Genomic DNA, 22082 nt, shown 5'->3' on the forward strand with positions numbered 1-22082 from the left:
GCCGTTATAATTCGCGCAATTTATCTTAGCGGACACAGTGTCAATTCAGGAGATGAGCATGACTCAAGATGAAATGAAGAAAGAAGCTGGTTGGGCAGCTTTAAAATATGTTGAAAAAGACAGCATTGTTGGCGTCGGAACAGGCTCAACCGTTAATCACTTCATTGATGCTCTAGGGACCATGAAAGATGAGATCAAAGGCGCGGTTTCCAGCTCTGATGCCTCAACTGAGAAACTGCAAGCACTGGGCATCGAAGTATTTAGCTGTAACGATGTCATGTCTTTGGATGTATATGTTGACGGCGCAGATGAAATCAACCCTGCTCGCGAGATGATCAAAGGTGGCGGTGCAGCGCTTACCCGTGAAAAAATCGTTGCGGCGATTTCCAAAAAGTTTATCTGTATTGTTGATGACACAAAAGCGGTGGAGGTTTTAGGCCAATTTCCGCTGCCTGTTGAAGTGATTCCAATGGCCCGCTCTTATGTCGCCCGTGAACTGGTTAAACTCGGTGGAGACCCCGCGTACCGCGAAGGCGTTGTCACCGACAATGGCAATGTCATTCTTGACGTGCACAACATGCAGATCACCAACCCCAAACAGCTTGAGCAACAAATTAATGCCATCGCCGGAGTAGTCACCGTCGGACTGTTCGCAGAACGTGGCGCAGACGTAGTGATCACCGGGACACCAAACGGTGCTAAAATTGATGAATAAAAGTTAAACAAATAGCGACTTTTCTGTTACTTAATTACATGTGGCGCCTGAAGGCGCCATTTTTTATTTTCTCCGCGGAAAAATTATGCCTTATTCCGTAATTTTCTTACCCAAACTAAAATTTTTTTGATAAGTTATTGTTCAGAAGACGCACAAGGAAAACGTTTGCTTTTCTAAAAACGACAAATGAAACTGTCTTTATTTGATGTTTAGGTCAATGTGCGCCAACCAAGCCCCATATTTCCATTTTAAGGACGAACATAATGGCCAAAGTTTCACTGGAAAAAGATAAAATCAAAATTCTGCTTCTCGAAGGCCTTCACCCTTCATCTGTAGAAGTGTTACAAGCTGCCGGCTATACCAACATTGAGTACCACAAAGGCTCCCTACCTGAAGAGGAATTGCTAGAAGCCGTCAAAGACGTTCACTTTATCGGTATTCGTTCCCGCACCAACCTCAATGAAAAAGTATTTGAAGCAGCCAACAAATTGGTTGCTGTCGGTTGTTTTTGTATCGGGACAAACCAAGTTGAACTTAGCGCAGCAACCAAACGTGGTATTCCAGTATTCAATGCGCCATTTTCCAACACTCGTAGTGTTGCGGAATTAGTACTTGGTCAAATTCTTCTACTTATTCGTGGTGTTCCAGAGAAAAATGCCCTCGCTCACCGCGGTATTTGGAAAAAGAGTGCTGATCACTCTTTTGAAGCTCGTGGTAAAAACCTGGGTATCATCGGTTATGGCCACATCGGTACTCAGCTGAGTATTATTGCCGAAAACCTAGGCATGCACGTGTATTACTACGATATCGAGAACAAACTGTCACTGGGTAATGCACAGCAAGTTCATACCATGAGCGAGCTGCTCAACAAGTGTGATGTTATTTCTCTACACGTGCCTGAAACCCCAGAAACCAAAAACATGATGGGCGAAGCAGAATTTGCGCGCATGAAACCAGGGTCAATCTTCATCAACGCCGCGCGTGGAACCGTGGTCGATATTCCTGCGTTATGCCAAGCATTGGAATCTGGCCACCTTGCGGGCGCCGCTGTTGATGTGTTCCCAACCGAACCGAAAACCAACGCGGATCCATTTGAGTCACCATTGATGAAATATGACAATGTGATTCTGACACCGCACGTTGGCGGCTCAACACAAGAAGCGCAGGAAAACATCGGGGTTGAAGTTGCAGGCAAAATCGCCAAGTACTCAGACAACGGTTCAACACTCTCAAGTGTTAACTTCCCAGAAGTATCGCTACCAGAATTACGTGAGTGTTCTCGTCTATTGCATATTCACGAAAACCGTCCTGGCATTCTGAATCAAATTAACACCATCTTCGCTGAAGAAGGCATCAATATCGCGGCACAGTATCTGCAAACGTCTCCAGAAATTGGTTATGTCGTCATTGATGTGGAAACAGAACGCTCTGATGAAGCGCTCGCAAAACTCAAAGGCATTGCAGGCACACTACGCGCCCGTATCTTGCACTAATGCGCTCGCTTTAGTCACAAAAAAAGCCACCGAATCGGTGGCTTTTTTATTCAACTAGCAGTGCGAAATTAAGCTTTCAGAGCCCGCTCACCACGTGCAATCCCAACCACACCACTACGAGCGACTTCAATCACATCCGTGACATCCGACATAGCGGTGACAAACGCGTCCAGTTTTTCACTGGTGCCAGCAATTTGCACCGTGTATTGTGATGAAGTGACATCAACGATCTGCCCACGAAAAATGTCAGACATGCGCGCCACTTCTGCTCGAGCGTAACCGCTGGCTTTCACTTTCACTAGCATTAATTCCCGCTCAATGTGCTCTTGCTCGGAAACTTCTTGTACTTTTAGCACATCAATCAATTTATGCAGCTGCTTTTGAATTTGTTCAAGCTGCATCTCACTGCTGGTTGTCGTGACATTTAAGCGCGATAACGTATCGTCATCTGTCGGCGAAACATTGAGGGTTTCAATGTTGTAGCCACGCTGAGAGAACAAACCGACCACGCGAGATAATGCCCCAGGTTGGTTTTCCATTAACACTGAAATCAAGTAGCGCATAATTAAGTTCTCTCCGTTTTGCTTAGCCACATTTTATCCATACCCTCACCGCGAATTTGCATCGGGTATACGTGCTCGGTTTCATCAACATTAATATCAACAAACACGAGACGATCTTTCATGTCTAACGCTTTTTGCAAGCCCGCTTCTAGCTCATCAGGTGTTGAGATTCGAATACCAACATGCCCATAAGCTTCTGCAATCGCTGCAAAATCCGGAACAGAACTCATGTAAGAGTTCGAGTGACGCCCTTGATAAATGATGTCTTGCCACTGTTTGACCATTCCCAAGAAGCGGTTATTCAAGTTAATGATTTTTAATGGAATATCATATTGAAGTGCCGTTGATAGCTCTTGAATATTCATTTGAATACTGCCATCTCCGGTAATGACCACCACTTCTTCTTGTGGTTTTGCATACTTAACGCCCATTCCGGCTGGCAAGCCGAATCCCATCGTGCCTAACCCCCCTGAATTGATCCAACGGCGCGGCTTGTTAAATGGGTAATAAAGCGCAGCAAACATCTGATGTTGACCCACATCAGAGGCAACATACGCATCGCCCTTGGTGAGTTTATGTAGCGTCTGAACCACCTGTTGGGGTTTAATCCGCTCTGGAGAGGTTTCATAGGACAAGCACTGACGATCTCGCCAGACTTGAATATCTTGCCACCAAGACTCAAGCGCTTGCTCGTCATTATTACCCCCCTGCTCGACCAGTAATTTCAACATGCTATCCAAAACTTTTTCCGCAGAGCCGACAATTGGCAGGTCGACGCGCACATTTTTGGAAATGGAGGAAGGGTCAATATCAATGTGCATTACCTTGGCATTAGGGCAATACTTTTCTAAATTATTGGTCGTACGGTCATCAAAACGAACCCCAACGCCGAAAATTAAATCCGCGTGGTGCATCGCCATATTGGCTTCATAAGTGCCATGCATACCTAGCATACCCAGCGCGTTACGGTGGGTCCCAGGAAAAGCGCCCAGCCCCATTAGCGTGCTGACAACAGGCAAATTAAGCGTTTCCGCCAGTTTGGTTACCTGTTTATCCGCTTCTGAAATCACAGCGCCACCGCCAATGTAAAGGACAGGCTTTTTAGCCTCAAGCAGTGCGCGTAACGCCTTTTTAATTTGTCCTTTATGACCACTGGTCGTCGGTTTATAAGAGCGCAAGCTGATGCTTTCAGGATACTCAAACGGCAATTTATTTTGTGGGTTGAGTACATCTTTGGGTAAGTCAATCACCACCGGACCCGGGCGACCCGTGGTAGCAATATAAAACGCTTTTTTGATGGTCTCAGGAATATCTTCCGATTTTTTGACTAAGAAGCTATGTTTCACCACAGGGCGAGACACACCAACGATATCGCACTCTTGGAACGCATCATTACCAATAAGGTTATTCGGCACGTTACCAGAAATCACAATCATTGGGATTGAGTCCATATACGCCGTCGCTATACCTGTGATCGTATTGGTTGCACCCGGGCCTGAACATACGAGCACGACCCCAGGTTTACCGGTTGCGCGTGCATAGCCATCGGCCATATGGGTAGCGGCTTGTTCGTGACGAACGAGGACGTGTTTAATGTGGTCAGTTTTAGCGTGCAGAGCATCATAGATATCTAGCACGGAACCACCGGGGTAACCGAAGATCTGCTCAACGCTTTCTTCGATCAAAGACTGGACGACCATTTCGGCGCCAGACAACATTGCTGCCATATTGTTCTCCTTGCCAATATCAAAAAGTCAGGTCAACTTCTCTCTTGGCTGATACATAGTTAGGGCTTATTCGTAGCCTAATTCGAAATATTTCACTTCGGCTCTATGTCTTATCAGGCTGTCATAACAACCAGTAAGTGCATGGCAACAATGTAACTCGGAACGGAACAGCGATCCATTGGGAGTTGGATCACCTTTTAAACAAGATGCTAAAAATATCGATAATTTCAGTTTATTTCACTACAACCTGATAACAAATTAGAAAGATACGACAAGCTCGTGCAGAAAAAAGTGAAAAAATATAATCAAATCGACGAATATCATTCGCTAAATCCATCGACAATCAGAAACCCGCAATCAAAAAAACCTCGCGTCCAATCGGTTCACGAGGCTTTAATTGTTAGTGAAAAGACGAGAAATCAGGCTTTTTTGTCTTTATCATCGTACATTTCGTCGATTTCTTGCTGATATTTGTTATTAATAACCTTACGACGTAGTTTTAAGGTAGGTGTCAGTTCACCATCGTCCATTGAGAACGCTTTTGGCAACAGCTTAAATTTTTTCACCTGCTCAAACTTAGCCAGTCCTTGCTGTAACTCTTCCACCCGCTTTTCAAACATGGCAACAACTTGATGATGCTTCACCAGCTCTAAACGATCGTGATATTTGATGTTTAACTCTTTGGCATACTCTTCCAAACTATCAAAACACGGAACAATAAGTGCCGATACAAATTTACGGGTATCGGCAATAATCGCAATTTGCTCAATGAAATGATCTTTGCCAATCGCACCTTCAATCATTTGTGGGGCAATGTATTTCCCACCGGAGGTCTTCATCAATTCCTTGATGCGATCGGTAATAAATAGGTTGCCATTTTCATCAATGTAACCCGCATCGCCAGTTTTTAAAAAGCCATGCTCATCAAACGTATTGGCCGTTTCTTCCGGCATTTTATAGTAGCCGCGCATCACCATCGGCCCACGGACTAAAATCTCGTTATTCTCGCCAATTTTAACTTGAGCTCCCGGCATCGACATACCGATGGAGTCCGGGTTAAAGCACTTATCATCCCAGCAAGAAACCGTGGCGGTCGTTTCTGTCATACCGTAGCCAAGCTTGACATTAACGCCAATCGCATGGAAAAAACGGCCAATGGTTTCATCCAGTTTCGCGCCACCACACGGCATAAAGTTAATTCGTCCACCGAGTAAAGCGCGCATTTTGGATAACACCAATTTATCCGCCACTTGATAACTACGGGCTAACAACCAAGAAGGTTTAGTGTTTTGCTGATGACACGCCGCCATTTTGGCCCCCATATTCACAGCCCAAGTAAACAGAACCTTTTTATGAACAGGCGCCTTCGATACTTTTTCATGAATGGCTGAGAACACTTTCTCATAAAAACGGGGAACGGCAGACATCACGGTCGGCTTAACTTCGGTTAGTGCTTCACGCACCAAACGGGTATCTTGCAGATAGCTAATGCTCGCACCACGGTACAGAACATAAAAACTCCAAGCGCGCTCAAAAACATGGGACAAAGGTAAAAAGCACAAAGAGACATCCTGCTCACCCAGTTGCAAGCGTTGATCATGGCCCTGTAACTGCGCGGCTATATTGGCATAATCCAGCATGACTCCTTTCGGTTGCCCTGTGGTTCCAGAGGTATAAATCAGAGTAAATAGATCATGCAAATTCGCCTGCGACAGACGCGAATCTAACTCAGCCTGATAGTTATCAGAACCTCGCGCGGTAAAGTCAGCCCAATGCACAGCAAATGGCGCGCCTTGCAGATCGATATCATCAGACATCGCTACCAGCCATTCCAACTGTGGACATTGTTGGAAAATATCGAGAGCCGCATCATATTGTGCCTGTTCACCAACAAACAGTATTTTTACATCAGCATTTTGCAAAATATACGCGGACTGTTCAGCGGTGTTAGTTGGATAAATAGGCACCGTAACCGCACGCACTTGCATTGCAGCAAAATCAGTAATCGTCCAGCGCGGCATATTCGACGAAAAGATGCCAATCTTATCCTGAACATCAATCCCGTATGCTAATAAAGCCCGCGAAGCTTCGTCGATCTGAATACCAAAAGACTTCCAGCTGATCGCTTGCCAGGTTTTATCCACTTTATGTTGTAGCGCAACGCGCTCCCCGCCTTTGGCGGCCTGCTCTCGTATACGGCTAACAATATGAAAATCTAAATAGGCCATGCTCTTTTATACCTTTGGGCTTACAGCTGTAAGCTAACTTGAGCGAACAAGTGTATCGCCAAGTCAAGAAAAGGCAACTGACAAGGGTCAAACTTGAGAGGGTATAAATTGTAAAAAACCTTGAATAGCGACACTATCCAAGGTTTTACGTTTATAACAGCGAGCTCAAAGATTAAGCTTGGGCAACCACTTCGCCGCAAATCACCATTAATTGATCACGTAACCAGATATGGCCTTTGTCTTTTTCGCTCGACTCATGCCAGCTCAAATACCCACTGATTTGTGAATTGGTGTATGGCAATGGAAGGACTTGCAATTGATCCTTGTTCACCGCATTTTCAACCATCCAACGAGGAGCAATGGTCACCAATTCAGATTGACTCACTACGTAAAGCACATTACTCAGACTGGTACCTTCATAGTAGCTTTTCACATCCAAATCGCTGTAAGCCAATTCAGAGAAACTGCGTAACCCGTGAACATGGGACAATTTTGCATGGCGCTCTTCAAGAAGATCAGGGGCAGTCACAGAACCCTGAATACGCGGGTGTGATTTGGACGCCACCACGACTAATTCATCTTGGAAGATTTCAGTGCTGGAATAACCTGGTTCATCAAAGCGCGAGTAATCGATAATAAAGTCGATCTCTTGAAAACGTAAACGCTCAGCCAAGTTGCTTGAGAATTCCGCATCGAGATGCAGCTGTACATTCGGTGCTTTACTATGGATGGTTTGCATAATGCGCGGGGCAAAACGCATATCACAAGGACTACAGATCGCCATTTTAAATAAACGCGTTGAAGTGTCTGGCGTAAAAATAGAGCTCGGTAATTCATTGCGGATCAATTGCAAAGCTTGACGAACAGGCCCAAACAATTGACGAGCACGTTGAGTTGGTTGAATACCGCGACCTTGGCGCATAAACAACTCATCGTTAAACATGACTTTAAGACGCGCAACAGCGTTACTTACTGCCGGTTGAGACATACCTAAATTGTGTGCAGCGCGAGTAATATTTTGTTCCTGCATTACTGCGTCAAACACGGTCAGTAGATTAAGGTCTACTCCTCTTAGCGTACTCTCCATTCGGTAGCTAGAAATTGCATTCATTGGTTCTTTTTTGTCTAACATTGATAAAACGCCTCTGTATTCGTCAAACCTAATAACGATAACTTTCAAAAAATCGGAATAGATAACCAAGGATTCTTATATTTGTGTTTTAGATGAATCTTTGGACAGCGCTACTATCTTCGAATCAATAAGCCCTTATCAACAGTGTTGATATTTAATCAGTATTTTTTACCCACATTTCAGGAAAAAACCTACAAAACAAACGCTTATATACAGTATAAAAAACCCTAAAAATATTTTCAGGCTGTTTTTAGAATAATTTTCGCAGCCGATAGAGGCGATTTATCGGAATTTTCCCACACATTCATCAGAGTAATGAATGTTCAAAAATAAAAACACCCACTCACAAGTGAATAAATCCAACACTTGTCAGCGGGTGATAGAGGCAGAATTAAGAGAAGGAGACGTATTCTGGAAAGTTGACCTTATCCCACAATTGGTCACTTAAAGACGCGCTGTTATGCCATTCACCGCTGAGGATCCACTCGGTGATCGCATCCGCCACATTCGGGAATTGCACTTGATCCGCTTGCTTTTCGTCTAACCAGTCACGGACCGCAGAGGCGTCCAAATAATCCATTGAATGGGCCAAACCTAAATGTTCTAACGTCGCGACATTGGTCAATTGCTCAAACTGACCAGCCAGAGGTTTGAGTAATAACTTCTTACCTAAACTCAATGCCTCTGAAGGTAATTCAAACCCACCATTGGCAATAACTCCACCACAACGCAATAAATGATGTTGAAAGTTGGGCTGTGATAAGGGTTGATACTGGATATTTTCTTCCTGATAAGGCGCACTAACCTCTGGGTGATAACAGACAAAGGACTGTCGAGTAAAACGAAATAACAAGTCACTGATCGCTTCTAGGCGTTCAAAAGGCAAGTACACCAACACAAAAGCCTCATGACGAATGACTTGTGAGCCATGAGTATGAATAATTGGTGGCAGAAGCGGCTGATCAAAGTGATACCAGTGCAAACCAATACTGAACTTTGTGGGCGCAAAATACTTAACGACTTTTTTATCTACCCAGTTCGCGCCTTTGACCGGAATAGGATAACGAAAGGCGTTTTGATGGCTGATACCAATCGTCGTGATATTTTGCTGTTTCGCGGCCCAAGCAGAAACAGGCTCAAAATCATTCAAGACTAAGTCGTATCCAGAAAGATCCAGATCCGCCACTTCACGACGAAATTGCCAGAGATTATTGTTAGCGGCAGTCTGCCAGTAATTCACTTTGCCTTTATCAACACAGAACGTCAGGCCACGACGAGTCTCAAAGTCGCCAAATGGCTCCATCGAAAAATACTTATTCCGCTCACGACCTGAAAACAAGAAGTCCACTGCAACGTTTTTATTTTCAAACGATTGCTGCATTGCGCGAGCCCGAGCAATATGTCCATTTCCTGTCCCTTGAACGCCAAATAATATTCTCAACCTCTACCCTCCCATCACACTGATCGCGACCACCGCGCAGCTAGTGCCGAGTAATGCACCAATCACAACATCGGTAAGAAAATGAACGCCTAACAACACACGAGAGACGGCAATGGCACTCGCCCAGCTCATCGCCAATATTTGCGTGTCTGAGTAGAAATGCCCGAGCAGCACCGCCATTAGAAACGCAGCGCTGGTATGTCCAGAAGGCAAACTATATCGATCAGAAGGGGTAATAAAGGAGGTTAATAGTTCAGACAATTCTTGCGGGCGGCGGCGTTTAAACAGATTTTTGGCTAACCAATAGATTGGCAGTTCGATGGCAAAGGCCAACAGGCCGGTCATCAAAAATACAAGCCCGAGCGGCCCATCAACAAACCAAGCCAACGCCCCAATCAACGCATAAAGGTGGCCATCACCGGTATGGGAAATGGCTTGGCTCACACGAGCGACAGGCAAACTGAATTTATGGCGCAAACACAACTGTGAGAATGCAAAATCTAACTTTGCAATCGGTTCTATAGTACGCATTACCGACTCCTTCTTTGACGGATTACCAATCACGTTAAAGAGCCAAAATGACAGTTCGGTGACGTATTATTGGTAAATTGATGAAAATTCCACCAGCATCAAATTCACCGTTTGCTTATGGTTGTTTTTATATAAGACTTACTGAATAGCGACTATTTATTGACCTAACAAATAGAACCCTCTATAACAACCCATCTAAACTTTGCCCTCATCGGCATAACCAAGGAACTCGGTGCGAATCCGAGGCTGTACCCGCAACTGTAAGTGAACTATCACAAGCCAGATACTTGGGGTTTAAATACGGATTAAAACACGTCACCGGGCGGGAATACCTGGCACTATGTCGTTGGTCTTTTACATCACCTTTTCTCCGACATCAGTCCTCAGAACAATTCTCCCTTAAGGCAAAGCATTCCCTTGAGGTTAGATATGCGCATTTTGTTTATTTTATTTTTGATGTTAATGAGCGCCAGCAGCAGCGCAGCACAACATCAACTGCTGTTGATTGTCTCACAGCGCAACGCAGAAACCATTGCTCAAGCAGTGGAACAATTTCACCAGCAAACACCGAATATTCGCATCACGGCGCGAACGGACACACAATGGTTAGCCAGCTCATCCACCACTCGCCAACAATTGCTCACTCATAGCCAAGCGCTAGTGGGAATTGGGCTATATGGGGCTATTGTTGGCGAGCTAGAACATGATTTACAACTCAATGCGCCAGACACACTGCTAATTTTTAGTAGTGACCACCGACTCGTCGGATTAAGTCGCTACCAACAGCAGCAACAATTTTCTGCTCCTGAGCAATTAACTACCTTGGCCGCGCTAAGACCCGATGATCAGTTCCAAACTTGGCTCAGTGCGCTGCTTAAACAAAATCCACAACAAGCACCTTGGTTAACGGCTCGCGGCTATTGGCAAGCTGGCGGTGTCGACAACACTCGCCACTTATTGACTTGGCTTGCTCGTCTTTGGGATAACTCACTCACTCCAGAACCTGCAACGGCGCAACCACGCCTCAGATGGTGGTATCAACAACAGTATTATTCGCAATTGCCGACAATGCCCCACCACCAGCCGATTGTAATGCTGCTTGATCATAGTGGTGGCACGCGCCCGAGTGACAGCAAGGTATTCCAACAGTTGTGTCGACAAATTGAAGACACTCATCACTTGCAATGCCTCGTCGGGCTTGCAGCCTGGGGAGACGCCAGTGTTCAAGCGATTGAGACACTGAGTACGATAGAGCCACGCTTAGCCGCAATTGTGATGTTGCAAGATTTCGTGATTGGTGGTGGGAAAGGAAGAGAACACGCCACCGAGCAGTTGACCAAACTTAACGTTCCTGTACTCAAAGCGATCAAACTTCGTGATCGAACCGCCAAGCAATGGCAACTCTCTGCCGATGGCATTCATTCCGATAAAGTTTACTACCAAGTGGCAATGCCAGAAATTCAAGGTGCTAGTCAGCCAATAATCGTCGCAACCGCAGGACAAGTACACCAAGATCCCTTGTCTGGCATTGAGATTCAGCCGATTGAACCCGAGCGACAAGGAATGCAAGTCATCACTCAGCGAGTCAAACGCTGGGCGACTTTACAAACCAAAGCCAACAAAGATAAGCGCGTTGCGATTGTCTACTATAACCACCCTCCAGGACGCCACAATATCGGCGCGGACAACCTTGATGTTCCTGCCTCTTTATGGCAAATATTAAATCGCCTCAAGCAAGCAGGATATCAAGTCGGCACCTTACCCAATTCACAGCAGGCATTGCTGGATGATATTCAGCAGCGTGGAGTCAACCTCCCCAATGACCGACACGCGTTGGAAACCATGAGTGCAACAATTCCAACAATGAATCTCGCGCAATATCAAGACTACTTCGCGACACTGCCAAGCTCAGTACAAGATGAGATGCGTTATGGACCATTTGGCCGCTTACAAGCGCAGTTACAATCCGCACTTAACGCCAAATTACCGCAGCAAGCGCATGCTTTACTCACTAGCACCATGGAAGAAATGGTGCATTTGGTCGAAGGGGTGGATCATCCGGCGCGAGCGCGAGCGCTCTCTTTGCTAAAGCAGTTGAAAACCTGTTACTTGAGCGAAATCGAGAATTCTGGCCCAGCTTGCTGGACGCAAGCCAAAAACATTATAAAAGCGTTACAGGAAACGGGGATTGAAGGCCTCGGCGGTTGGGGAGAGATTCCCGGCAATGTCATGGTGTATAACCAACAGTTGCTGCTACCTAGCTTGCAGTATGGGAATATCATGCTTAGCCCTCAACCACCGAGAGGCTGGGAGGTGAATCCAGAACTGCTACACGCCAACTTAGCCTTCCCACCCACGCACCAATATTTGGCTTACTATCATTATTTACGTGATGTGTTTAAAGCCGATGTCATCGTCCATGTCGGCCGTCACTCAACCTACGAGTTTCTACCACACCGTTCCGTTGGTTTAGCCAATGATGATTACTCAAGAATCATTGCAGCCGATGTTCCCGGAATCTATCCGTATATCGTGGATGGTGTTGGTGAAGGCATTCAAGCCAAACGCCGTGGGTTAGCTGTGATGGTTGACCACCTCACTCCTCCACTCGAGAGCACGCCACTTTATGACGATTTACTGCAATTACGCCAATTAGTTGAAAGTTTTGAAGCCAATCACGACAGCCGTAATCAAACGCTTAAAAGCCAGTTAATCTCCCAAATTCGAGCCAAAGTAGACGCACTCGACCTCAAGCAAGAACTCGCGCAATCAATGTCTGCTGAACTCGCCGTTATGGGGATCGGCTTTGATCAAGTCAATGACGATATGCTGGTGCATGAAATTGGTCATTACCTCACGAACCTGCAAGAAAACTTCATGCCATATGGCCTACATATCTTTGGCAAAGATTGGCAGACGCCTGCCATTGATATGATGGTCAATTCCATGTCCCCAACATCAGATAGTCAACGTCAGCAGTGGCAAGCTTTACTCCGTAGTTCCCCTTCCTATGAAATGACGGCGCTGTTAAATGGGCTAAATGGCCGCTTTATCGCGCCTGGAAAAGGAAACGATCCGATTCGTAGCCCTGAAAGCCTACCGACTGGTCGAAATTTTTATGCTCTAGACAACAGCTTAATTCCTAGCCGAATTGCGTGGCAATTGGGTAAAGAGATGGCCAGCAATGCTCGCCACAATAATCCCTTCGATCCAACAAAACGTGAAGCACAAATATTATGGGCATCCGATGTCGTGCGCGATGAAGGCGTAATGATCGCTTTCGCATTAGATATGCTCGGCTTGGAGCCAGTTTGGAACAGTCGAGGGCTAGTTAAAGGCTTAAAGCGCCAACCATTACCCAGCGCTCGCCAGCGCCGTGATATGGTGTTCACCACTTCCGGGCTATTTCGCGACCTTTACGCTCAGCAAATGCATTTGTTAGATAACGCCGTATTGCTCGCTCTCGATGCGTCAGCAGATATCATCGTCAAACAGCATCCGGCTTTAACTCAAGTTCTCGATATCGCATTGCAGCCACTAGGTAACCTGCGCCAGGGTGGTCAAGAGCCGTTGAGTCAAAACTTAGTCGCGGCTCACTGGGTACAAGACAGCCGCGATTTACTGGCTCAAGGCCTTAAACCGGAACAAGCTGCTTTGCGAGCTTCATTACGTATTTTTGGTGATGCTCCGGGCAGTTATGGAGCTGGCGTGAATCGCTTAGCCGAGCGTTCAGGGGCTTGGGAAAAACGCCAAGAGTTAGCCGATGTGTACCTAAGGCGGCTAGGTCATGGTTTCACATCACAACAATATGGTATCGCAGCAGAACAAACATTTCGTCACTTGTTAAGCGATGTGGAAAATACCTATTTCGGTCGTTCAAGCAATCTATACGGCCTCATCGACAATAACGATGCATTTGACTATTTAGGCGGCCTTAGCTTAGCGGTCGAAACACTATCTGGACAAGCTCCGAACAACTTCGTGATTAATCATGCCAATCCCAAAAAAGTGGTCACGGAACCGCTCGCGAGCGCGTTAAAACAAGAACTTAGAGGACGTTTCCTCAACCCAGAGTGGTTAACCGGCTTAATGAAGCACGGCTATGCAGGTGCTCGAACCATGGGCAGTGAATTTTTGGAGTACCTCTGGGGGTGGCAAGTCACTAACCCGACATTAGTCGGGGATTGGGCATGGCAGGAAGTGAAAGAGGTGTATATGGATGACCGCTATCAACTCGGTTTAGACGACTTTCTCGAACAAGGGCACAACGTTCATGTTAAATCCAATATGTTGGCGATTATGTTGGTCGCGATTCACAAAGGATTTTGGAATGCAGACCAAGCGACGACACAGCAACTGGCTGATGCGTTTGCACAGTTGGTGATAAAACACGGGTTACCGGGCAGTGGTCATACGACGCCAGATCATCCGATGATGCCCTGGCTCAAATCGCTGCTCAGCGGCGATAAACGTCAAGCCTTTACCGAAGTTTTGCAGCAGGCGCAGCAAGACTCTCCCCAGCGCCAAGAAATTCACTCATTGAAAGAAGTCAAGCTAGAGCAAGAGTCGCAGCAACCGCAATCAACACAATCTGACTCTCAGCCCTCTGAGCCAAGTGCCTCCTGGTTGACTTGGCTAATCTCAGGCGTCATCGGCCTGTTTTTTGTGGCTATCGTCATGCTGAGCTACCGCCAACATCGCCGCACAATAAACACCTTAAAAGGAGCATCTTGATGATTTACGGATACACATTGGGTCTACTTCACCATTTGGTCTCTTGGCTTCTTTACCCAGTAATGCTCGGTCTTGCTGTTTGCCTTTTGTGTTTGTTATGGGAATTCGGCATTTTGCTGAGCGAAAAATACAATGGTCTACGTGTTTTACAACAAAGCACGATTAACGAGTTTGAACAATATGCCGCCAAACGTTTGGAACGTGTGGATCTGTTGGCTCGCAGCGGGCCAATTCTCGGTCTCATGGGTACACTCATTCCTCTCGGACCTGGCCTTGCGGCTCTCTCTAGTGGAAATATCGAGCAACTCGCAACGGCAATGACCGTTGCTTTTGATACCACGGTATTGGGCCTATTGATTGGCTTGTTCGGCTATATCTTTGGGCGCATTCGCCGCCGTTGGTATGAAGTGACGTTATTAGAAATTGAAACGAGAGAATATGATGAAGCCGCAATCAACGCATAACCACCCTCCCCGTCTAAGGCTGCTAAAAGGGGGACGTTTTTCTCATCAAGAGACGGACCCTCTCAGCGGTTTCGCCAATATTATGGATGTGATGTTGGTATTTGCTCTTGGGCTGATGATCGCACTCATAGCTCAAAGCGATGACCTTAAACGTCATTTTTCACTGACTGAAGTAGAAGTAACCACCTCCGATGAATTGATAGATTTACCCGACCGAATGAAACAGCAGGGACAATCGCAACAAGGCATGGAAAGTGTAGGAACCGTCTACCGCGATCCTCAGACCGGCAAGCTGATTTTAATAGACCAATAATGGTGATAGACACTATCAAGGTAATGAAGAGAGCAAATTTCCACGTCAAACTGCGATTCAAGCTCGAAGTTGAATCAATTTGAATAAAAATTCGACTTTAGGGTTGACGTCACCCATGGAGTGCGGTACTAATTTGATAACTTAATTTTGTGGAAAGCTTAACAATCATGACAGCTCGTTTTTCTCTCCTGCTTAGCCTCCTCCTCATCGTGACCAGATCGCGCGGGTAGGCTGTGGAAGAAAAATAACCACACAAGATTTATCAAGCCCGCATCGAGATGCGGGCTTTTTTGTATCTCCATAAACACAACATGACATAACACGCACAACACAACATCGATAAAAAGGAAGCCAACATGAACGACCAAGTCATTATATTCGACACCACATTACGGGATGGCGAACAAGCGTTGTCAGCAAGCTTAACGGTTAAGGAGAAACTGCAAATTGCTTTCGCGCTGGAAAGACTCGGCGTTGATGTTATCGAAGCGGGATTTCCGATTTCCTCTCCAGGCGACTTTCAATCCGTACAAACCATTGCTCAAAATATCAAAAACAGCCGAATTTGCGCGTTATCACGCGCAGTAGCAAAAGATATCGACGCAGCAGCAGAAGCCTTGAAAGTGGCGGATCAATTCCGAATCCATACCTTCTTAGCCACATCAACCATTCATGTCGAAGATAAACTGCGTCGTAGCTATGATGATGTTGTCGAAATGGCAGTTAATGCAGTGAAACATGCGCGTAAATATACCGATGATGTTGAATTTTCATGTGAAGATGCAGGCCGTACACCTATTGATAACCTATGCCGTATGGTAGAAGCGGCGATCAATGCAGGTGCAACAACCGTGAATATTCCAGATACAGTCGGCTATACCATTCCTAGTGAATTCGGAGGCATCATTGAAAACCTATTCAATCGCGTCCCTAATATCGATAAAGCGGTCATTTCCGTTCACTGTCACGATGATTTGGGTATGTCAGTGGCGAACTCGATTGCTGCCGTTCAAGCCGGCGCTCGACAAATTGAAGGGACCATCAATGGGATTGGTGAACGCGCGGGTAACACCTCATTAGAGGAAGTCGCGATGATCATCAAAACTCGCGAAAACTTCCTAGGCGTCAATACTGGCATCAAACACGAAGAAATCCATCGGACCAGTAAGCTTGTTAGCCAATTATGTAATATGCCAATTCAAAGCAATAAAGCCATTGTTGGTGCGAATGCCTTCAGCCATTCCTCAGGCATTCACCAAGATGGCATGCTAAAGAACAAAAACACTTATGAAATTATGACGCCAGAGTCAATTGGCTTGAAGAACCAAGCTCTGAACCTGACCAGCCGAAGTGGTCGTGCTGCCGTTAAGAGCCACATGGAAACCATGGGTTACAAAGAAGAGCAGTACAATTTGGATGTGCTGTACGAAGACTTCTTGAAACTGGCTGACCGTAAAGGGCAAGTGTTTGATTACGATTTAGAAGCGCTCATGCACTTCTCAAACTTGCGCGAAGAAGACGATTTCTACAAGTTGAATTATCTAAGCGTACAATCTGGTAGCGTGATGGCAACCACCAGTATTAAGCTACAATGCGGCGATGAAGAGAAAAGCGAAGCCGCAGTTGGAAATGGTCCTGTTGATGCTTTATATCAATGCATTTATCGCGTCACCGGTTACGACATCGTATTGGATAAGTTTGACCTAACAGCAAAAGGTGAAGGGGAAGATGGCCTAGGCCAAGCAGACATCATCGCTAACTATAAAGGTCGTAAATACCATGGTACTGGGATGTCAACTGACATCGTTGAAGCATCCGGACAGGCCTTGCTACATGTGATCAACAGTATCCACCGAGCGGATCAGATCGAAGCCATCAAACAAAAGCAAATTGCAGCCGTTTAACGAATTTACCCCGAGCATTTCGCTCGGGGTTTCATTAGAATTAAGCACACGAAAAAATCTAAAATTTAAGGAAGAACATGACAGACAAGCGCTATCAGATTGCAGTATTGCCCGGTGACGGCATTGGCCCAGAAGTAATGGCCCAAGCCCATAAGGTATTGGATGCTATCGAAAAGAAACACAACATCACTTTTCATCGCGAGCAGCACGATGTTGGTGGTATTGCCATCGACAACCATGGAACCCCACTACCACAAAGCACAGTTGCCGCCTGTGAACAGGCAGACGCGGTTTTGTTTGGTTCCGTTGGCGGCCCGAAATGGGAACATTTACCACCGAATGATCAACCTGAGCGCGGAGCTCTTCTTCCACTTCGTAAGCATTTTCAACTATTTTGCAATCTGCGCCCAGCGCAAATTCACCAAGGCTTAGAAGCCTTCTCTCCCCTGCGCGCCGATATTTCTGAGCGTGGTTTTGACATTGTGGTCGTTCGCGAGTTGACTGGTGGGATTTACTTTGGTCAGCCAAAAGGTCGTGAAGGTGAAGGTGCGAATGAAAAAGCATTCGATACCGAGGTATATCACCGCTTTGAAATTGAGCGCATTGCCAAAATTGCGTTTGAGTCTGCGCGCCTTCGTCGTAAAAAAGTATGCTCAATTGACAAAGCCAATGTACTACAAAGCTCAATTTTATGGCGTGAAGTGGTTGAAGAGATTGCCAAAGACTACCCAGATGTCGAGCTTTCTCACATGTATATCGATAATGCGACTATGCAGCTTATCAAAGACCCTGCGCAGTTTGACGTAATGCTATGTTCAAACATCTTCGGCGACATCATATCCGATGAGTGCGCAATGATTACAGGCTCAATGGGCATGCTTCCTTCAGCGAGCCTGAACGAGAGCAAGTTCGGTCTTTATGAACCAGCAGGTGGCAGTGCGCCCGATATCGCCGGTAAAAATATTGCAAATCCAGTCGCGCAGATTCTCTCTGCCGCGCTGATGCTGCGTTACAGCTTAGGTGAAGAAGAAGCGGCGCAAAGCATTGAAGCCGCCGTATCGAAAGCGCTATCAGCTGGTGAACTCACCGGTGATTTAGCTGGCAACAAACCTGCACTCTCGACTTCAGACATGGGTGACACCATTGCCGCTTACATTCTGAATTCATAATAAATAAAGCAAACACAACAAAATAATAAGGTCGTCAAACATCACACTGGAGCCAATGAGTATGAGTCCATCTCAGATTCATTGGTACTACACTGCGCATTTCTCCCTCTACCGATAGAGAACAGAAACCGAGCGCGATTGTAGTGACACGGCGACGAGGAAAAACAATGGGCAAAACATTATATGAAAAAGTCTACGACGCACACGTTGCCGTAGCTGCCGAGGGTGAAAACCCAATCCTATATATCGATCGTCATTTGGTGCATGAAGTGACTTCACCACAAGCGTTTGATGGCTTGCGTGAAAAAGGTCGCCCAGTCCGCCAAGTAAGTAAAACCTTCGCGACGATGGACCACAACGTCTCAACCACAACCAAAGATATTAACGCCTCTGGTGAGATGGCGCGTATCCAAATGGAAACGTTGAAGAAGAACTGCGAAGAGTTCGGAGTAACCCTTTACGATATCAATCATAAATATCAAGGCATCGTCCACGTGATGGGCCCTGAGCTTGGTATTACACTGCCAGGTATGACCATCGTATGTGGGGACTCCCACACCGCCACTCACGGTGCATTTGGTTCTTTGGCTTTTGGTATCGGTACGTCTGAGGTCGAACACGTGCTTGCGACGCAAACGCTAAAACAAGCGCGAGCAAAAACCATGAAAATAGAGGTCAAAGGCAAAGTAGCGCCTGGAATTACCGCAAAAGATATCGTACTGGCGATCATTGGTAAAACGACCGCGGCAGGCGGTACCGGCTATGTTGTTGAATTTTGTGGTGAAGCCATTCGCGACCTGTCTATGGAAGGCCGTATGACGGTATGTAACATGGCCATCGAACTCGGCGCAAAAGCAGGACTGATAGCCCCCGACCAAACGACTTTCGACTACATTAAAGGGCGTAAGTTTGCGCCAAGCGGTGCGGATTGGGATGCAGCGGTAGAATACTGGTCAAGCCTACAAACAGATGACGACGCACAATTCGATGCTGTTGTAACACTAGAAGGCAGTGAAATAAAACCTCAAGTCACTTGGGGTACCAACCCAGGTCAAGTGATTGCTGTCGATGCACCGATCCCTTCTCCTGAAAGCTTTGATGATCCCGTTGAGAAAGCGTCAGCAACTAAAGCTTTGGCTTACATGGGCCTTGAGGCCGGTAAGTCACTTTCGGACTACAACGTCGATAAAGTTTTCGTTGGCTCTTGCACCAACTCCCGAATTGAAGATATGCGCGCAGCGGCAGCCGTGGCGAAAGGTAAAAAAGTCGCGTCTCACGTTCAGGCCTTGATTGTACCGGGTTCAGAGCAAGTGAAAGCACAAGCCGAAGCCGAAGGGTTAGATAAAATCTTTATCGAAGCTGGCTTTGAATGGCGTTTGCCTGGCTGTTCAATGTGTCTGGCGATGAACAATGACCGCTTAGGGCCTCACGAGCGCTGCGCATCGACATCGAACCGTAACTTTGAAGGTCGCCAGGGCCGTGATGGCCGTACGCATTTGGTTAGCCCTGCAATGGCTGCCGCTGCTGCAATTGCTGGTCATTTTGTCGATATTCGTGAATTAAATTAAGGAGAACGAGAATGTCAGGTTTTAAACAACATAAAGGCTTAGTCGTCCCTTTAGATGCTGCGAATGTCGATACCGATGCGATCATTCCTAAACAATTTCTGCAGAAGGTTTCTCGTTTAGGCTTTGGTAAACACCTGTTTCATGATTGGCGTTTTCTCGATGATGCGGGTGAACAGCCCAATCCAGAATTCGTATTAAATGCCCCACGCTATCAAGGCGCTTCAATTTTGCTGGCTCGTGAAAATTTTGGTTGTGGGTCTTCTCGCGAACATGCGCCTTGGGCTCTAGCCGATTACGGAATCAAAGCGATGATTGCGCCAAGCTTTGCGGATATTTTCTACGGCAACTCGATCAATAACCAGATGGTTCCCGTCCGTCTTACAGAGCAAGAGGTGGATGAGATTTTTCAGTTTGTCGAAGCCAATGAAGATGCAGAAGTCGAAGTCGATTTAGAAGCGATGAAAGTTCGCGCCAATGGGAAAGAATACAGCTTTGAAATAGATGAGTTTCGTCGTCACTGCCTGCTGAATGGCTTAGATAATATAGGCCTAACACTGCAGCACGAGGAAAAAATCTCTCGCTATGAAGCGAATATTCCAGCCTTTTTACGCTAATTACGAAGTAACGCTTTAAACTCAAAGGCTGGCACTGATTGCCAGCCTTTTTTGTTGAAAGCGATCTACTATTATTCAGGTCTACTTATCTTAACTCTCCACTTAAAGGTAGAAATAGGTATGCAGCGCTCGTTAATCTTATCATTTAGCTTGCTGACCTTCTCAGCGCTAGGAGCACCAAAACCCGACCTGTGGCCCTATTGGCAACAGAGTTCTCCCGACAATTCGCAAGTCATATCTCACCAATTATGGCAACAAGTCATTACGGGCAATCTAATGGTTAGTGGCAGCGACACGCTATTTGATTATCAGCATATATCAGCGCAAGACCAGCAGCGCTTACACCGCTATATTCAACAGCAGTTGTCTCTCGATCCTTTGAGCTACAACTCAAATGAACAACTGGCTTATTGGATCAACCTTTATAACGCATTGACCGTCAACTTAGTTATCGACAACTATCCCGTAGAGTCGATTACTGACATTGGAGGATGGTTTCGTTTTGGTCCTTGGGATCAAGAAATAGCCATCATTAACGGCAAACATCTAACACTTAATGATATTGAACACCGAATTCTACGCCCTATTTGGAAAGATGCTCGAATTCACTACGCAGTGAACTGTGCCAGTTTAGGCTGTCCCAATCTCCAGTCTGATGTCTATACCGGAGCAAAAGTAAAAGCCCAGCTTGAAGGTGCCGCTAAAGCGTTTATTCAAAGTCAGAAAGGGGTAAAACTGGAAGGCGAGACTCTTATACTCTCATCGATTTATGACTGGTATCGAGAAGATTTTGGTAGCAAACAGCAGTTACTTAAACACCTGAGCCTTTATCGACCTGCGCTTAAGAATTTTCAAGGAGAAATAGATTATCAATATAATTGGGATTTAAATAAAGCAGCAGATTAAAAGAGGCATATACCATACAAAAAAGCCCCGACTTTACAGTCGAGGCCTTAGAAATAAAGCCTAGCAATGCTCTACTCTCACATGGGCGGTGCGACGCTTCGCAAACACACACTCCCTTTCCTAGATTTCGAATACGAAAAAGCCCCGACTTTACAGTCGAGGCCTCGGAAATAAAGCCTAGCGATGTTCTACTCTCACATGGGGAAACCCCACACTACCATCGACGCTATTTCGTTTCACTTCTGAGTTCGGCATGGAATCAGGTGGGTCCAAAACGCTATGGTCGCTAAGCAAATTTTGTGTACTACTTAATAGTAACTGGTGCTGATACCCAGACTCGAACTGGGGACCTCATCCTTACCAAGGATGCGCTCTACCACCTGAGCTATATCAGCAATCTAATCGGTGGACTAAAAAAAGCCCGTATTTAAAAACGGGCCCTTTTAACTAACTATTAGAACATCTATCTAACAGTTGAAATTTAAAGCCTGGCGATGTCCTACTCTCACATGGGGAAACCCCACACTACCATCGGCGCTAATTCGTTTCACTTCTGAGTTCGGCATGGAAATCAGGTGGG

16 protein-coding genes, 1 tRNA gene, 2 rRNA genes and 1 riboswitch are annotated in these 22082 nt (G+C 46.0%); of the genes, 10 read left to right on the top strand and 9 right to left on the bottom strand.

The window, feature by feature from the left end; all coding sequences use genetic code 11:
* Positions 1–58: 58 nt before the first annotated feature.
* Complete coding sequence (rpiA, locus tag ACFFUV_RS09805) at positions 59–715, top strand: ribose-5-phosphate isomerase RpiA (RefSeq protein WP_390191735.1); 657 nt, start codon at positions 59–61, stop codon at positions 713–715.
* Positions 716–978: 263 nt separating this feature from the next.
* Positions 979–2208, top strand: coding sequence for a phosphoglycerate dehydrogenase (gene serA / locus ACFFUV_RS09810; protein WP_390191737.1), 1230 nt, complete (start codon positions 979–981; stop codon positions 2206–2208).
* Between the two features lie 68 nt (positions 2209–2276).
* On the opposite strand, the gene ilvN is transcribed toward serA, so the two are convergent.
* The 6 genes from ilvN to ACFFUV_RS09840 all read right to left on the bottom strand — a co-directional run bounded on the left by ilvN (position 2277) and on the right by ACFFUV_RS09840 (position 9830).
* Positions 2277–2771 (bottom strand): acetolactate synthase small subunit, encoded by a 495-nt coding sequence (ilvN, locus tag ACFFUV_RS09815; protein ID WP_390191932.1) that lies wholly within the window; start codon positions 2769–2771, stop codon positions 2277–2279.
* 2 nt (positions 2772–2773) lie between these two features.
* Positions 2774–4498 (bottom strand): acetolactate synthase 3 large subunit, encoded by a 1725-nt coding sequence (locus ACFFUV_RS09820; protein ID WP_390191740.1) that lies wholly within the window; start codon positions 4496–4498, stop codon positions 2774–2776.
* Between the two features lie 419 nt (positions 4499–4917).
* On the bottom strand, positions 4918–6726 hold the full coding sequence (locus tag ACFFUV_RS09825; RefSeq protein ID WP_390191743.1) for an AMP-dependent synthetase/ligase: 1809 nt from the start codon (positions 6724–6726) through the stop codon (positions 4918–4920).
* Positions 6727–6898: 172 nt separating this feature from the next.
* Entirely contained in the window at positions 6899–7858 is a 960-nt protein-coding gene (leuO, locus tag ACFFUV_RS09830) for a transcriptional regulator LeuO (protein ID WP_390191746.1), read from the bottom strand.
* Between the two features lie 391 nt (positions 7859–8249).
* Positions 8250–9299 (bottom strand): MJ1255/VC2487 family glycosyltransferase, encoded by a 1050-nt coding sequence (locus tag ACFFUV_RS09835; RefSeq protein ID WP_390191748.1) that lies wholly within the window; start codon positions 9297–9299, stop codon positions 8250–8252.
* A 3-nt stretch (positions 9300–9302) separates the two neighbouring features.
* Positions 9303–9830 carry a phosphatase PAP2 family protein gene (locus tag ACFFUV_RS09840; RefSeq protein WP_390191750.1) on the bottom strand — a complete coding sequence of 176 codons (528 nt, stop codon included), beginning with the start codon at positions 9828–9830 and terminating at the stop codon, positions 9303–9305.
* A 183-nt stretch (positions 9831–10013) separates the two neighbouring features.
* A riboswitch (cobalamin riboswitch) is annotated at positions 10014–10139 on the top strand.
* Positions 10140–10259: 120 nt separating this feature from the next.
* Here ACFFUV_RS09840 and ACFFUV_RS09845 point away from each other — a divergent pair.
* The 8 genes from ACFFUV_RS09845 to ACFFUV_RS09880 all read left to right on the top strand — a co-directional run bounded on the left by ACFFUV_RS09845 (position 10260) and on the right by ACFFUV_RS09880 (position 21502).
* A complete protein-coding gene (locus ACFFUV_RS09845) occupies positions 10260–14564 on the top strand; it encodes a cobaltochelatase subunit CobN (protein ID WP_390191752.1) in 4305 nt (1434 codons plus the stop codon).
* Positions 14564–15028 (top strand): MotA/TolQ/ExbB proton channel family protein, encoded by a 465-nt coding sequence (locus tag ACFFUV_RS09850; RefSeq protein ID WP_390191755.1) that lies wholly within the window; start codon positions 14564–14566, stop codon positions 15026–15028. The genes ACFFUV_RS09845 and ACFFUV_RS09850 overlap by 1 nt, the downstream gene beginning before the upstream one ends.
* Positions 15003–15341: a DUF2149 domain-containing protein gene (locus ACFFUV_RS09855; RefSeq protein WP_390191758.1), complete on the top strand. Its 339-nt coding sequence runs from the start codon at positions 15003–15005 to the stop codon at positions 15339–15341. The genes ACFFUV_RS09850 and ACFFUV_RS09855 overlap by 26 nt, the downstream gene beginning before the upstream one ends.
* Before the next feature lie 356 nt (positions 15342–15697).
* Positions 15698–17245 (top strand): 2-isopropylmalate synthase, encoded by a 1548-nt coding sequence (gene leuA, locus ACFFUV_RS09860; protein WP_390191761.1) that lies wholly within the window; start codon positions 15698–15700, stop codon positions 17243–17245.
* A 77-nt stretch (positions 17246–17322) separates the two neighbouring features.
* Positions 17323–18414 (top strand): 3-isopropylmalate dehydrogenase, encoded by a 1092-nt coding sequence (gene leuB, locus ACFFUV_RS09865; RefSeq protein ID WP_390191763.1) that lies wholly within the window; start codon positions 17323–17325, stop codon positions 18412–18414.
* Between the two features lie 167 nt (positions 18415–18581).
* Complete coding sequence (gene leuC, locus ACFFUV_RS09870) at positions 18582–19982, top strand: 3-isopropylmalate dehydratase large subunit (RefSeq protein ID WP_390191766.1); 1401 nt, start codon at positions 18582–18584, stop codon at positions 19980–19982.
* An 11-nt stretch (positions 19983–19993) separates the two neighbouring features.
* Positions 19994–20596 carry a 3-isopropylmalate dehydratase small subunit gene (leuD, locus tag ACFFUV_RS09875; RefSeq protein WP_390191768.1) on the top strand — a complete coding sequence of 201 codons (603 nt, stop codon included), beginning with the start codon at positions 19994–19996 and terminating at the stop codon, positions 20594–20596.
* A gap of 120 nt (positions 20597–20716) precedes the next feature.
* Positions 20717–21502 carry a DUF547 domain-containing protein gene (locus ACFFUV_RS09880; protein WP_390191769.1) on the top strand — a complete coding sequence of 262 codons (786 nt, stop codon included), beginning with the start codon at positions 20717–20719 and terminating at the stop codon, positions 21500–21502.
* Positions 21503–21677: 175 nt separating this feature from the next.
* On the opposite strand, the gene rrf (ACFFUV_RS09885) is transcribed toward ACFFUV_RS09880, so the two are convergent.
* From rrf (ACFFUV_RS09885) to rrf (ACFFUV_RS09895), 3 genes are all read right to left on the bottom strand, one after another.
* Positions 21678–21793 (bottom strand): 5S ribosomal RNA (gene rrf / locus ACFFUV_RS09885).
* Between the two features lie 28 nt (positions 21794–21821).
* Positions 21822–21897, bottom strand: a tRNA-Thr gene (locus tag ACFFUV_RS09890).
* A 91-nt stretch (positions 21898–21988) separates the two neighbouring features.
* Positions 21989–22082, bottom strand: a 5S ribosomal RNA gene (rrf, locus tag ACFFUV_RS09895); the annotation flags it as partial.

The organism is Vibrio olivae (assembly GCF_042428525.1).
Classification (GTDB): domain Bacteria; phylum Pseudomonadota; class Gammaproteobacteria; order Enterobacterales; family Vibrionaceae; genus Vibrio; species Vibrio olivae.

What these genes read in the sequence shown, in the direction of transcription:
- ACFFUV_RS09840 (WP_390191750.1), bottom strand. Translation starts at nt 9,830, where the DNA reads ATGCGTACTATAGAACCGATTGCAAAGTTAGATTTTGCATTCTCACAG.
- leuA (WP_390191761.1), top strand. Translation starts at nt 15,698, where the DNA reads ATGAACGACCAAGTCATTATATTCGACACCACATTACGGGATGGCGAA.
- ACFFUV_RS09845 (WP_390191752.1), top strand. Translation starts at nt 10,260, where the DNA reads ATGCGCATTTTGTTTATTTTATTTTTGATGTTAATGAGCGCCAGCAGC.
- serA (WP_390191737.1), top strand. Translation starts at nt 979, where the DNA reads ATGGCCAAAGTTTCACTGGAAAAAGATAAAATCAAAATTCTGCTTCTC.
- leuD (WP_390191768.1), top strand. Translation starts at nt 19,994, where the DNA reads ATGTCAGGTTTTAAACAACATAAAGGCTTAGTCGTCCCTTTAGATGCT.
- ACFFUV_RS09825 (WP_390191743.1), bottom strand. Translation starts at nt 6,726, where the DNA reads ATGGCCTATTTAGATTTTCATATTGTTAGCCGTATACGAGAGCAGGCC.
- leuC (WP_390191766.1), top strand. Translation starts at nt 18,582, where the DNA reads ATGGGCAAAACATTATATGAAAAAGTCTACGACGCACACGTTGCCGTA.
- ACFFUV_RS09820 (WP_390191740.1), bottom strand. Translation starts at nt 4,498, where the DNA reads ATGGCAGCAATGTTGTCTGGCGCCGAAATGGTCGTCCAGTCTTTGATC.
- ACFFUV_RS09855 (WP_390191758.1), top strand. Translation starts at nt 15,003, where the DNA reads ATGATGAAGCCGCAATCAACGCATAACCACCCTCCCCGTCTAAGGCTG.
- leuB (WP_390191763.1), top strand. Translation starts at nt 17,323, where the DNA reads ATGACAGACAAGCGCTATCAGATTGCAGTATTGCCCGGTGACGGCATT.
- rpiA (WP_390191735.1), top strand. Translation starts at nt 59, where the DNA reads ATGACTCAAGATGAAATGAAGAAAGAAGCTGGTTGGGCAGCTTTAAAA.
- leuO (WP_390191746.1), bottom strand. Translation starts at nt 7,858, where the DNA reads ATGTTAGACAAAAAAGAACCAATGAATGCAATTTCTAGCTACCGAATG.
- ACFFUV_RS09850 (WP_390191755.1), top strand. Translation starts at nt 14,564, where the DNA reads ATGATTTACGGATACACATTGGGTCTACTTCACCATTTGGTCTCTTGG.
- ilvN (WP_390191932.1), bottom strand. Translation starts at nt 2,771, where the DNA reads ATGCGCTACTTGATTTCAGTGTTAATGGAAAACCAACCTGGGGCATTA.
- ACFFUV_RS09880 (WP_390191769.1), top strand. Translation starts at nt 20,717, where the DNA reads ATGCAGCGCTCGTTAATCTTATCATTTAGCTTGCTGACCTTCTCAGCG.